Raw genomic sequence first — 12130 nt, 5'->3', positions numbered from 1 at the left:
ATGGCGAAAACAAAGAAGTTAGCAATGGAGTTACCATTAGAAGGCCGTTTTATCAGTGCTGAGTTTCCTATTTTACGTGAAAACCTAACAATCATTGATCAAGCAGTTTCTGATCTTGATGAAAAATTGGATAATAAAGCGCCTTCACAGCATACTCATGTAATGAGTGAAGTGAGCGAGCTTGAAGATGCGTTGAATGGCAAAATGGCAGCAGATCAGACATTTGCTCTGGTTGATTTAACTGATATTAAAGGTGCCAAAGATGCAACTGAAAATCATGTTTTATATAAATCAGGTAAGGATCGCTTTGCATTTAACAGTGTTAAATCACTCTTAGGCGAACATCAGCATACGATTGAAGATATTACAGATCTTGATGAGTATATAGCAACCATCAATGTAGATCTAAAAGATTATGGGTGTTTGTCTGGTAAAAACGAATGGAAAAATACGAATGTTTTCAAAGGAAACGTTAACATTGAAGAAGGTATTGAATTAGCTGAAACCTCTTCTTTGACTTTGAAACAAAATGATAAAGTGGTGACGAATTTAAACACAACTGGGAGCTTGCTTAAAGGCCCCCTTAAAGTTGATGATGAGCTCGTTTATACTAAGCCGGAAGCGGATAAAGCTATATCGGAAGAAATAGAAAAACTAAAACAGTCTTTGACTAATGAAAACTCGAGTTGCTCTGTTGTCATCAATAAGCTTGTTCATTGGCCTGAACGTGCTGACGCAGAATTACTTTATACCCAAAGTAGGAAGATTAAGTGGCCAGATTGGATAACAGATGAAACCATAGTTGAGATCCAAGCATGGGGTGGTGGCGGTTCTGGTGGAGGAGCTGGTAAAACATATTTTGGTGGCGGTGGCGGCGGTGGTGGCTGCTCAGTATGGTATGGACCTAAATCAAGCTTAAATGGACATGAAGATATCGTCATTGGTAAAGGTGGAGCTTCTGTGAAAGATAAAAATACCTCAGGCAATGCTGGAGGGAAAACAACTGTCGGAAAAAATCTTATTGTAGCCGGAGGCGGTGGCGGTGGTAAAGGAGCTTCTGACACGGGATCAGGACAAGGGGGGGCTGGAGGAGCTGGAAAAACCGTTACCGAGTTAATGGACGGTCGTCCAGGTATTGCCAAAGGTGGTAATGGTAGTCCTGGAACGCAAGGTTCCTCTAGATTTAAAAGTGGCTTTGGTGGTGATGCTGGAGGGGATACATCAAGGGGCGGCTGTGGAGGAACTGGCAGGGGGCACTGTATTTCAGGAAAACCAGGTCGAGGATTTGGTGGTGGCGGTGCTGGATCTCATTATCAAAATAATCCCAGTGGCAATGGAGCTAATGGTGCTGCTCTTATAAGAATATGGAAGAAACGATATGAAAACGATAAGTGAATCTAAATTATGAAGCTTTCAGTGTTTTAATGCGACAGGAGTAATATAATGGCGAAAACAAAGAAGTTAGCAATGGAGTTACCCTTAGAAGGCCGTTTTATTAGTGTTGAATTTCCTATTACACGTGAAGACTTGATAACTATTGATCAAGCAGTTTCTGATCTTGATGAAAAATTGGATAATAAAGCGTCTTCACAGCATACTCATGTAATAAACCAAATCAGTGGGCTTGAAGATGTGCTGAATAGCAAAATGGCAGCAGATAAGACATTTGCTCTGGTGGATTTAACTGATGTTAAAGGTGCCAAAGATGCAACTGAAAATCATGTTTTATATAAATCAGGTAAGGATCGCTTTGCATTTGACAGTGTTAAATCACTCTTAGGCGAACATCAGCATACGATTGAAGATATCACAGGTCTTGATGAGTATATAGCAACCATCAATGTAGATCTAAAAGATTATGGGCGTTTTTCTGGTAAAAACGAATGGGAAGATACGAATGTTTTCAAAGGAAACGTTAGCATTGAAGAAGGTATTGAATTAGCTGAAACCTCTTCTTTGACTTTGAAACAAAATGATAAAGTGGTGACGAATTTAAATGCAACTGGGAGCTTGCTCAAAGGCCCCCTTAAAGTTGATGATGAGCTCGTTTATACCAAACCGCAATTGGATGAAACTATGTCAAAAGAAATGGAAAAACTAAAACAGTCTTTACCTAATGAAAGCACAAGTTGTTCTGAGCTTGCCGATGCTGAATTATTTATTACGCAAAGTGGGAAGATTAAGTGGCCAGATTGGGTCACTAATAAAACCAAAGTTGAGATCCAAGCATGGGGCGGTGGTGGTTCTGGTGGGAGCGCAAAGAGTAACGATTATCCAGGTGGTGGTGGTGGCGGTAGCGGTTGCGTGGTATGGTATGGTTATAAAGCAAGTCTAAATGGACATGAAGATATCATCATTGGTAAAGGAGCGGAAGGTAATAAACAAGGTTCTGGCGGAAGTTCTGGAGGACATACAATTATAGGCAATAATTTTATTGCAGTTGCAGGAGGAGGTGGTGGTGGTGCAGGTACTGCACAAAATGTAGGAGTTAGTGGTTACGGAAGTAGAGGAGATAACTTTGGCTTGGTAACTGATGAATCTCCCGGTCTTGTCAGAGCTTGTAATGGTTATAGTGGAGGACATGGAGAATATAAACAAAGAAGCGGCTTCGGTGGCAATGCAGGCAACTCGATAAAAGGGAAAAATGGGGGGCAAGGAACAGGTACAGCACATCTTTCAGGAGTTGGAGGAGCAGGTTACGGTGGTGGTGGCGCTGGTGCTCGGGGAGCTAATGGTAGTGGCGGTAAAGGAGCTGATGGTGCTGTTCTTATCAGACTATGGAAAAATTAACACCCTAAAGATTTTTACAAAGGAGTTTTTATGCAATACGCAGTTGTTGAAAATGGTGTGGTAACCAACATTATTGTTGCGCCAGAGGATTATGTTTACCCGTTTGAAGGCGAGGCTATTGCCTCAAATGAAGCTCAAATTGGTTGGACTTATAAAGATGGACAGTTCTCTCCTCCCATTGAGGAGGAAGCTATTTTATCAATAGAAGACAAAGCAGAGCTAGAGTCATCTCAAGACTTCATAGAGGTGTAAAGAAGAACATTTTAGCTTCAGTTTAATCAAGCTTTTCACAAGCAATTCCCCCAAGGCCAAATAAATTTATTTGGCCTTTATTTTTAATCAGCCAATTATTTTAAGGAGCACAAAGAATGGCATCAGGTTTTTTACACGGTGTTGAAGTCATCGAAAATGACGATGGCACACGCCCTATTACACCGGTTCAATCAGCAGTTATAGGCATTGTAGGCACAGCACCTAATGCAGATGAGGACATCTTTCCTCTTAATACACCGGTTTTGATATCGGGATCTCGTTCCAAAGCAGCCAAACTTGATAGATTTGACAGAGGTGAAGGCACACTCCCCAATGCCGTTGATCTAATTTTCAAGCAAGCAGGTGCCATTGTTGTTGTGGTGCGGGTAGAAGAAGGCAAAGATGAAGACGAAACATTGGCTAATGTTCTAGGTGGTGTCAATGCAGATGGTGCTTATGAAGGTGTCCATGCTTTCATAGGAGCACAATCCATTGTTGGGCAAACACCACGCATTTTGATTGCTCCTGGTTTTACTCATAAAGGCCTTATTGGTGTAGATCGGATAATAATTACAAACAAAGGCAGTGGTTATACCAAGGCTACTGTTAAAATAGAAGGCAATGCCAAGGCAACAGCCAGTGTTAGTAACGGAGAAGTGCGAAACATTACGGTTGATGAGAGTGGAAGTGGTTATGAAAGAGTACCTCGTGTTACCATTGAAGGTGACGGAGAAGGTGCCACAGCTACAGCCACAATCAAACAAATGTCTAATCCCGTAGCAGCAGAACTGATTGGTATTGCTGAGCGTTTGCGCGCTATTGTGGTAGTTGATGGACCAAATACAACAGATGAAGAAGCTATTGAGGCAGCAAAAGATTTTGGTTCCAAACGTGTTGTCATGGTTGATCCATTTGTGAGCGTTTTGCGTAAAGGAAAGATTTCACAAGAACCAGCAAGTTCACTAGCTGCCGGTGTAATTGCTAAAACAGATTTTACCCACGGTTTTTGGCACTCTCCTTCAAACAAAGAGATCAATGGCATTAGTGGCACAGCCAGACCCATTGATTTTGCCATTGGTGACAGTTCTAGTCGCGCTAATCTGCTCAACGAGAAACATATCACAACAATCATTCGTGAAAATGGCTATCGCTTATGGGGTAATCGCACACTTTCATCAGATCCAAAATTTGCTTTTATATCCGTGGTGAGAACTGCAGATATGATCAATGATGCCATTTTGCGCGGACATATGTGGGCAGTCGATCGAAACATCACAAAAACTTATATGAGCGATGTCAGTGAAAGCGTTAATGCTTATTTGCGTGACTTAAAAACGCAAGGCGCCATCATTGGAGGGCGTTGTTATCCTGATCCAGAGCTTAATACACCAAGCGCACTTGAAAGCGGAAAAGTTTATTTCAATGTCGAATTCCAACCAACAACGCCAGCAGAACACATCACGTTTAGCTCGCGTATTGTCAATGATTACATAGAGGAGATCCTTTAATGATTGCACCCAGATTACCAAGAGCTTTGAAACATTTTAACATTTATGTTGATGGAATTCCCTATCAAGAAAAATGTGAAAGTGTTACTTTACCAAACTTAAATTTCGTCGTTGAAAGTTTCCGTGCAGGCGGCATGGATTTTCCCGTTGATATCGAGATGGGAATGGAACAACTCACACTTTCTATGACTATTGCAGATTGCTCTCCAGAACTTCTGGGGCTTTTAGGTAAACCCAATATTGATATTTGTCTGCGTGGGTCAGTTCAAGCACAAGGCGCACCAGCAGAAAAGATTGCAATCTCCATGCGTGGATTTTGCAAGGGCTATGAACCTGGACAATGGCAACCAGGTACTAAGGCCGTCACAACGATCAATTATACATTGAATTATTTCAAATACGTTCAAAATGGCGTCGAAGTTGTTGAGATTGATGGTTTCAACATGGTGAGAAAATTCAATGGCGTTGATCAATTAGCAGAACATAGAGAAAATTTAGGATTATAAAATGACTACACAACAAAACGTTACTTATCAATTGCTTTTTCCTTTTACATTAAAAGAAGAAGATTATACCGAAATCAGCCTTCGTCGCGTCAAAATGAAAGACATAAGAGCTGTCGATAAAAAGGAAAGCGCTGATCAGGTGGCCGCTATGATCACGCGTCTTTCTGGATGGACTTATGATGCTGTTGACGAACTTGATGGCAGTGACATGGCAGCTATTGGAAAAATTTTGGAGGGTTTTACCGAGCGGCTGAATACCTAACTTGGGAAACAGCCGCTGAACTCATGGCCGATATTGCTATCGTATTTCATTGGTCCCTTTCAGAGATGATGGAAATGGAACCTCAAGAGCTCTGGTTTTGGCGCCGTAAAGCTGCAGAAAGGTATAAGAAAAAGTGAGCAAAACAGTCGCAGACGCTAAGGTGCGGTTAACCCTTGAAGACAAGATAACCGCACCCATTAAGCGTATTCAAAAGCGTTTGACACACTTATCAAATAAATTAAGAGTCCCTCGCTTTATGGCAGCAACACGCAAAGTGACAGAAAGTTTAAAAGGGGTCGGCAATGCTTTGGGGGCAGTAACCAGCCGTGTTTCTGTATTGTCAGGCGCATTGGGCCTTGCTGGTGGTGGTCTTGTTGCAAGTTTAACTGCAGTGACTATGAAAACCATGCACATGGGCGATAGTCTTCATCACGCATCGCGCCATTTAGGCATGAGTGTTAAAGATCTTCAGTTATGGGGAGATGCAGCGGATAACTCAGGTTATTCTGCCGAGAAATTCCAACAATCCTTGGCTGTTTTAAACAGGCGTTCAGCACAAGCTTTGGCCGGACAAAAAAGAGGGATTATGGGGTTTCAGGCGCTGGGAATTTCTGTAAAAGATGCCTCTGGAAAACTTAAATCAAATTCAAACTTGTTGGAAGAAATAACCGACAAGATGAGTAAGATAGACAATCAAGCGCAAAGGCAACATATTGCTGCTCTTCTTTTTGGTGGTGATGGTAAAGAAATGGCTGCCATGCTCTCGCAAGGTATGGAGCCTATCAAAGAATTGTTTGAAAAGGCAAAAAAGAGTGGATGGCTGATGGGGGCTGATGTTGCCCACTATGCTGCAGATTTAAGCGATAAGCTTGGGGCTTTTAAGAAAAAACTGGGAGGTGTTGCCAATTTCATTGGGGCACAATTCATGCCAGTGATCAATGATATGATTGATGCCTTTTCAAAGCTGATTGATGAAAACCGTGATCTCATTCAAACAACTGTAGCAAATTGGGCGAGGATTGTAAGAAAAGCTATACAGGATTTATGTGATCCGACTTCTGAGTTAAGACAAAATATCACAAATGTTACAGAAAGTATTAAAGGCTGGTTTAAATGGTTAGAACCACTGACTGGCGAAATAAGCCTTTTTAAAATAGGTCTTGCAGCACTTGTTGCCTTCATTGTAGGGCCACTTATAGCCGCGATTGCTGCTCTGACTGTAGCCTTTTTTACATTTGGTACAGCCGTTATGACAACGCCTATTGGGTGGATTGCAGCAGCTATTATAGGGCTCATTGCAGCAGGAGTCGCGCTTTATGTTTATTGGGATAAAATCAAAAAATGGTTTAGTGCACTATTAGATGGGATTGCAGACGCTTTTTATAAGTTTGGAGCCATCATCATACTTCTCCCCGGCGGTTGGATTATAGGGCTTATTGCAGGGATATATAAGCTTTATAAGAATTGGGAGGCAGTCAAAGCTTGGTTTATTTCAGCTCTCAATAAGATTTGCGATGCTTTTGTTATGCTGGGTGATTTCATTATGAAATACACGCTCATTGGTTATATCGTTAATGGTATTAAGAAGCTTGTTGCAACAGCTTATTGGCTTTATGAAAATTGGGATGAAGTCATGGCCTCCTGTGGGCGGTTATGGGACTCTCTTGGGGAGGCAATTAATCAATTTTTTGAATGGTTTTCTAATCTCAGTTTATATGAAGCTGGTTCCAATCTGATTATGGGACTGTGGGATGGTATTAAAAGCAAATGGAGTGCCATGACACAATGGCTTTCTGGTGCGGTGCAACAATTAATGGGTTGGATGCCTGATTTTGTCAAAGACAAGCTAGGTTTCAGCGTTACAGTAAACAAAAGTACTACCGAGAGTTTAAAAAATCTCACACAAGAGACAAAAACATACGCACAAGAGATTATTCATTCAACTGTTGTCCCCAGCACCCTTCCAGAGAGCTATGCCTACAGACGTGGAGAGTATATTAGTAATGAGAGCAAACAGCCTTCTGTGGGAGACTTTAAAACGTTTGAACCGATTATGGCTCCTAACAAGTCCACTGAGGTTGATGCATCTATTACAATTAACAATTTGAACATCAGTGGAGCCAGTGGTTCACCGCAAGATATCAATGCTGCTGTTAACAAAGCTCTTGCAGATCAAGCTAGACAACAACGTTTAGCAGCTGCTTCCAATTTTTCGGATTAAGCGTCATGATGTTAGCGTTGGGAGACTTTATTTTTTCAGTTGAAACAGCAGCTTATCAAACATTCGACATGACTTATGATGTTCCATGGGTAGAACAAGGACGTCTGGGCAGTCAAGCAGCGTTTCAGTTGCCTGCCATTGCTAATGCCGAATATTCTTTATCAGGCGTGATTTATCCAGGTTTTAAGAGTGGTTATGGCCAGTTGGAAAGACTGCGTAGCATGGCGCATAGCGGACCGCATTTACTTGTAACTGGTAAAGGCAAGGTTGTCGGAAAATTTGTTATTCTTTCTGTCAATGAAAAACAGAGCTTTTTTGGTAAAAACGGCAATCCACGCAAACAAGAATTCACATTACAACTGAGAGAATATGGGGGAGATGGAGGGATCTGGTGAGTGATATTTACATTACCAAAGATGGCGATATGGTTGATGCCATTTGCTGGGAATACTATCCAAAAGGTCAGCAAGCACTGGCTGTTGAACGTGTTTATGCAAAAAATTATGGGCTTGCAGATCTTGGACCCATTTTAAAAGCAGGAGTGAAAATTGTTTTGCCTGCCCTACCCCACCCTCAAGCAACACCGGTCATTAGGCTCTGGGGTAGTAAACAATGAAGCCTTTTTGCAGAGTGATGTCTAATGGTGAGGATGTCACAAGAGCTTTAATGGATTATGTTTTATCAATTGAAATAACCGATGAAGCAGAAGACAAAAGTGACAGGATCACTATAGAATTGGATGATCGTGCTCGCATTAGTGATAATGGTTTTTTACAGATCCCTTTAATTGGAACAGTTCTTTCTATAACGCTGGGCTATGAAGAGGGTAAAGCACGTGACATGGGATCCTATCTGATTGATGAAATATCTGTCAGCAGTCCACCACAAAGTTTAAGTGTGACAGGACGTGCAGCTTCTATGAATACCTCTTACCGAACCCCAAAAAGCCAATCTTATCATCAGATAACACTGGGCAACATTATCCAACAGATAGCAACACGCAATGGCTATGTTCCCGAGGTTGATCCTTCTCTTGCAAAGGTTGTCGTGCGTCATATTGATCAAACCGGTGAAAGCGATATGGCTTTTGCAACACGCCTTGCTGCAGAATATGATGCTGTAGCAAAACCTATGGATGGCAGGCTTGTCCTTGCTAAACGTGGGGAAGGTAAGGCCATTACTGGAGAGATGCTCCCTGTGGTTACTATTCATGAAAAGATGTGTAGTGCTTGGGATTTTAAATATAGTGCACGCGATGAAGCAGGTGAGGCCCAGGGCTTAACACCAGGTGGAGGGGATGATCAAAAAGCCGCGTCAGCAGCACAAAACCCGGAAACAATTGAACAGTATGATGATGAAGCATCTATTCATATGGATGAGACCCCTCTGCGCTCATTAGCTCGATCAAAAAAAACACTTGGAAAACAAGACAAAGTTGAAAAACAAGAGGAAGAAAAGAAAGGAGGTGTGATAGCAACCTATCATGATTTACGCAGTGGTGAAAAGAAAGAGGTCAAAACCGGTCAGGCACCTTTTCATGAATTAAAATATACCTACCACAATCAATCAGAAGCCGTTGCAGCTATTGCAGCTTATCGTAATAAATCATCTCGTGGGAAAGCCACCTTTTCGTGTGATATGGGCGGAGATGCGTTCATTCAAGCTGAAATGAAGCTTATCCAAGCACCACCTTTCCGCCCTTACATTCCACAGCAATGGCGCATTAAAAGTGTCAAACATCGGTTGGATACAGCAGGCGGTTATACAACAAGTATCGAGTGTGAATTGTTTAATGAAGCGCAAGAAGATACAGCGCAAAACGTCATAAACACCACACCAGACAAAGATGACACAATAGATGATAACGCCCCACCTCAGGCATCTTATGATGAAGGTGAAGGTGTTATTGATATGGAAGGGGAAAATTCATGACACAGATTATCCAAAAATTACTCAGTGGTAACTGCAAAGCGCGTACACAAGGTTTGGTTAAATCCTTAGCACAAGAGATCGGGTGTGAAGAAGCTGTGGTTGCTGCGATTATTTCTGTTGAGTCAGATGGTAAAGGTTTTGATGATGAAGGGCGTGTAAAAGTCCTTTTTGAAAAACATCAGTTTTATAAAAATTTGCCCTTTCATAAGCGTCAACAAGCAATCAAAGAAGATCTTGCTAGAGAGGAGTGGATTAGCCCTAAAAAAGGAGGATACAAAGAACAAAAGACCAACACTCAAGCTTTAAAGTTACTCATTGCTGCTATAACACTTGATGAAGAAGCTGCTTTAAAATCTGCTTCTTATGGTGCAGGTCAAATTATGGGAAATAACTATGGTATTCTTAATTGGAACACTGTTCAAGACTTTGTCACTAGCATGTGTTCGTGTGAAGATGAACAAATAAAAGCGATGTTTACTTTTTTCAAAGTTCGTGGTCTTGCTTCAAGTTTGCGAGACAAGGATTTTGATGCCATTGCACGCGTTTACAATGGCACTGGTATGGTCAAAGAATATGGCCAACGCATGCGCAATGCTTACTTTGCCCTCACAAAAAAATCAGCAGCAGTCAGTAATCCTATTCGTGCCAATGGTTTGCGACTAGGATCCAAAGGCTACCGTGTTGAAGCACTGCAAAAACGTCTCAATGATCTTGGTTATCCCCTTGCGATTGATAGTGATTATGGACCAGATACACGCAGTGCAATCTTTTCTTTTCAAGCTGACCATAATTTAGAAGTTGATGGTGTTGTTGGTGCGAAAACTCAAGAAGCCCTCGATGTAGCAACTCCAATGATTAGTCCTCGCCGTTCTGGTGTAAGTATGGCCGATTTGAGAAAAAACGGTACAAACATTATTAAAGATGCAGATAAAACCCAAATGGTGGGAGGGGCTGTTGTTGCTGGTTCAACTCTCATAGAAGCAAACAAAATGGGAGCATTTGATAATCTCAAACTCTCTATAGGAAAAATGAGTGCTCTTGTAGAGCCACTTGCTCATATTGGTAAAGCAATTTCTGATCATTGGTGGATTGGGGCCATTTTTGTAGGTTGGATTATTGTACTCGTGTCAGATCGTGTCAAAAGAACTTATCTAAAAGCCTACAAGAGAGGCAGAGCAATTTAGAAAGCTATTGTAAAGTGCACAGGAGATCTGCGGATGAAAAAATATCTTGAGATTATACTTGATGCATCTGCTGCTCTTTTAGAAATTTTCGCGAATGTTTGTCAGATTGGAAAGAAAGTTGAACAACACAAACAAACAGAGGATCCTTTAAAGGCAACGACAACAAGACTGGAAATAGAAAATGAGATTAACAAGAAACATGATGATGATGTGCACTCTGATCTCTCTAACTGGGTGCGCGATAAATGAAAATTCTTCTTGTCTCGGGTGGATGCCAATCTATTTAGATCAAAAAGATTACAACGCTATCAGTTCAAACTTAGCACGAGATATTTTAAAACATAATCAGCACGGAAAACAGCTATGTGGGTGGAAACATGTTAGCAGGACAAAATGAACAACATACTGTACTTACAGAAACAAAAGAAATGACCATTACCTACCAAAGCGTAAAAATGATGTCTTATTTTTCAAGTAAATAGTTATGATCTTTTTATTGATGATTGATTTTGTACGTTTGATAGATGCAATGATAATATTTTCTCACATTTGAAATAGTGGTTCTCAAAAAATTAGAACCACCACGTCCCTCCTTTAAAATAACCAAACTTGTAAAAAATTTTGAGGATTCGGATTTGCTTATGAAAACAGTTAAGCCGCGTTGCAAAGTGATGGTATATTCTGTTCTAGTGATTGTGGAATTTTGATTTTGGGTGAGAAAATCATCAGTTCTTGAGCTTGTCTCTTATTTTGTAGAGAATAGCGTATATCAAATTCTATTTTAGGATATTGATCATACAAGAATTTAACTTCTTCTACGTTGTCATAAGTAATTAACCAAAGAGCATTTACATGTTCAGAAATGATATTTTCTAAATAATGATGATCTTTAGTTTTATAAAATGAAGTATACAGCCCTTTACCCTTTTTAAAATATGGAGGATCTATATAAAGGAAAATGTTTTTATCTTTATCTGTACTTCCATAACGTAGTAAAAACTCCTGTGCATCTAGCTGTGTTAAATATATCCTATCTTTTTTTGCGCTTATATTTCTAATTCTGCCAATTAAATTTTCTTTATTGAATCTACAGTCTATTTTGTAATTTCCAGTTTGCTCTTTTCCTCCAATGGGACCAGCATTTTTAATAATTCCTGATCTGTTTGTTCGATTCAAAAAGAGGGCAGCAAATCCTACGGCAAGACATCTGTGCTTTTTCAAGAAAAAATTCCTTTTGTTTGTACCATTCTTCTAAGTTAATAGTCGTCGTGTTAATCTTTTCTATTAATTCTTCTGTTTTGTACAAAACACAATGCCAAAAACTCCAAATGAACGGGTCAATATCGTTAATGTAAATATCTTTCACATCGTCATTTAAAGAAGTTTTAGAGCCAATCCGCCGCCACCAGCAAAAGGCTCACGATAAGAACACCCATTTAATTCATTTGTCTCAAAAGATTTCTTTGATTTTTCCA

At 40.5% G+C, this 12130-nt stretch carries 14 protein-coding genes; 13 read left to right on the top strand and 1 reads right to left on the bottom strand.

Annotation, left to right across the window (positions count from 1 at the left end; genetic code table 11):
* The 13 genes from BBBE_RS01060 (at position 1) to BBBE_RS01005 (ending at position 10904) form a co-directional block, all read left to right on the top strand.
* Positions 1–1395, top strand: coding sequence for a Bgr_08870 family protein (locus tag BBBE_RS01060; protein ID WP_010700774.1), 1395 nt, complete (start codon positions 1–3; stop codon positions 1393–1395).
* Between the two features lie 48 nt (positions 1396–1443).
* Positions 1444–2790, top strand: a complete 1347-nt coding sequence (locus BBBE_RS01055; protein WP_010700773.1) for a Bgr_08870 family protein — start codon at positions 1444–1446, stop codon at positions 2788–2790.
* Between the two features lie 30 nt (positions 2791–2820).
* Entirely contained in the window at positions 2821–3042 is a 222-nt protein-coding gene (locus tag BBBE_RS01050) for a hypothetical protein (protein WP_010700772.1), read from the top strand.
* Positions 3043–3158: 116 nt separating this feature from the next.
* The gene (locus tag BBBE_RS01045) at positions 3159–4550 is read left to right on the top strand and encodes a phage tail sheath C-terminal domain-containing protein (protein WP_010700771.1); all 1392 of its coding nucleotides are present in this window, start codon (positions 3159–3161) and stop codon (positions 4548–4550) included.
* Complete coding sequence (locus tag BBBE_RS01040) at positions 4550–5056, top strand: phage major tail tube protein (protein WP_010700770.1); 507 nt, start codon at positions 4550–4552, stop codon at positions 5054–5056. Before BBBE_RS01045 ends, BBBE_RS01040 begins: the two co-directional genes overlap by 1 nt.
* A 1-nt stretch (position 5057) precedes the next feature.
* Positions 5058–5318, top strand: a complete 261-nt coding sequence (locus BBBE_RS01035) for a phage tail assembly protein (RefSeq protein ID WP_010700769.1) — start codon at positions 5058–5060, stop codon at positions 5316–5318.
* 23 nt (positions 5319–5341) lie between these two features.
* Positions 5342–5455, top strand: coding sequence for a GpE family phage tail protein (locus BBBE_RS07170; RefSeq protein WP_022708604.1), 114 nt, complete (start codon positions 5342–5344; stop codon positions 5453–5455).
* Entirely contained in the window at positions 5452–7539 is a 2088-nt protein-coding gene (locus tag BBBE_RS01030; RefSeq protein WP_010700768.1) for a phage tail tape measure protein, read from the top strand. The genes BBBE_RS07170 and BBBE_RS01030 overlap by 4 nt, the downstream gene beginning before the upstream one ends.
* Positions 7540–7544: 5 nt before the next feature.
* Positions 7545–7934 carry a phage tail protein gene (locus BBBE_RS01025; RefSeq protein ID WP_010700767.1) on the top strand — a complete coding sequence of 130 codons (390 nt, stop codon included), beginning with the start codon at positions 7545–7547 and terminating at the stop codon, positions 7932–7934.
* Positions 7931–8155 (top strand): tail protein X, encoded by a 225-nt coding sequence (locus tag BBBE_RS01020; protein WP_010700766.1) that lies wholly within the window; start codon positions 7931–7933, stop codon positions 8153–8155. The genes BBBE_RS01025 and BBBE_RS01020 overlap by 4 nt, the downstream gene beginning before the upstream one ends.
* Complete coding sequence (locus tag BBBE_RS01015) at positions 8152–9471, top strand: contractile injection system protein, VgrG/Pvc8 family (protein ID WP_010700765.1); 1320 nt, start codon at positions 8152–8154, stop codon at positions 9469–9471. Before BBBE_RS01020 ends, BBBE_RS01015 begins: the two co-directional genes overlap by 4 nt.
* On the top strand, positions 9468–10655 hold the full coding sequence (locus tag BBBE_RS01010; protein WP_010700764.1) for an N-acetylmuramidase domain-containing protein: 1188 nt from the start codon (positions 9468–9470) through the stop codon (positions 10653–10655). The genes BBBE_RS01015 and BBBE_RS01010 overlap by 4 nt, the downstream gene beginning before the upstream one ends.
* A 33-nt stretch (positions 10656–10688) precedes the next feature.
* Positions 10689–10904 carry a hypothetical protein gene (locus BBBE_RS01005; protein WP_010700763.1) on the top strand — a complete coding sequence of 72 codons (216 nt, stop codon included), beginning with the start codon at positions 10689–10691 and terminating at the stop codon, positions 10902–10904.
* Between the two features lie 402 nt (positions 10905–11306).
* On the opposite strand, the gene BBBE_RS01000 is transcribed toward BBBE_RS01005, so the two are convergent.
* On the bottom strand, positions 11307–11876 hold the full coding sequence (locus BBBE_RS01000; protein ID WP_010700762.1) for a DNA adenine methylase: 570 nt from the start codon (positions 11874–11876) through the stop codon (positions 11307–11309).
* Positions 11877–12130: the final 254 nt, after the last annotated feature.

The organism is Bartonella bovis 91-4 (assembly GCF_000384965.1).
GTDB classification, from domain to species: Bacteria; Pseudomonadota; Alphaproteobacteria; order Rhizobiales; family Rhizobiaceae; genus Bartonella; species Bartonella bovis.
The sequence above is the reverse complement of the archived record's forward strand: the minus strand, read 5'-3'. Positions and strand labels throughout refer to the sequence as shown.

What these genes read in the sequence shown, in the direction of transcription:
- BBBE_RS01005 (WP_010700763.1), top strand. Translation starts at nt 10,689, where the DNA reads ATGAAAAAATATCTTGAGATTATACTTGATGCATCTGCTGCTCTTTTA.
- BBBE_RS01050 (WP_010700772.1), top strand. Translation starts at nt 2,821, where the DNA reads ATGCAATACGCAGTTGTTGAAAATGGTGTGGTAACCAACATTATTGTT.
- BBBE_RS01060 (WP_010700774.1), top strand. Translation starts at nt 1, where the DNA reads ATGGCGAAAACAAAGAAGTTAGCAATGGAGTTACCATTAGAAGGCCGT.
- BBBE_RS01025 (WP_010700767.1), top strand. Translation starts at nt 7,545, where the DNA reads ATGATGTTAGCGTTGGGAGACTTTATTTTTTCAGTTGAAACAGCAGCT.
- BBBE_RS01040 (WP_010700770.1), top strand. Translation starts at nt 4,550, where the DNA reads ATGATTGCACCCAGATTACCAAGAGCTTTGAAACATTTTAACATTTAT.
- BBBE_RS01055 (WP_010700773.1), top strand. Translation starts at nt 1,444, where the DNA reads ATGGCGAAAACAAAGAAGTTAGCAATGGAGTTACCCTTAGAAGGCCGT.
- BBBE_RS07170 (WP_022708604.1), top strand. Translation starts at nt 5,342, where the DNA reads ATGGCCGATATTGCTATCGTATTTCATTGGTCCCTTTCAGAGATGATG.
- BBBE_RS01010 (WP_010700764.1), top strand. Translation starts at nt 9,468, where the DNA reads ATGACACAGATTATCCAAAAATTACTCAGTGGTAACTGCAAAGCGCGT.
- BBBE_RS01035 (WP_010700769.1), top strand. Translation starts at nt 5,058, where the DNA reads ATGACTACACAACAAAACGTTACTTATCAATTGCTTTTTCCTTTTACA.
- BBBE_RS01015 (WP_010700765.1), top strand. Translation starts at nt 8,152, where the DNA reads ATGAAGCCTTTTTGCAGAGTGATGTCTAATGGTGAGGATGTCACAAGA.
- BBBE_RS01045 (WP_010700771.1), top strand. Translation starts at nt 3,159, where the DNA reads ATGGCATCAGGTTTTTTACACGGTGTTGAAGTCATCGAAAATGACGAT.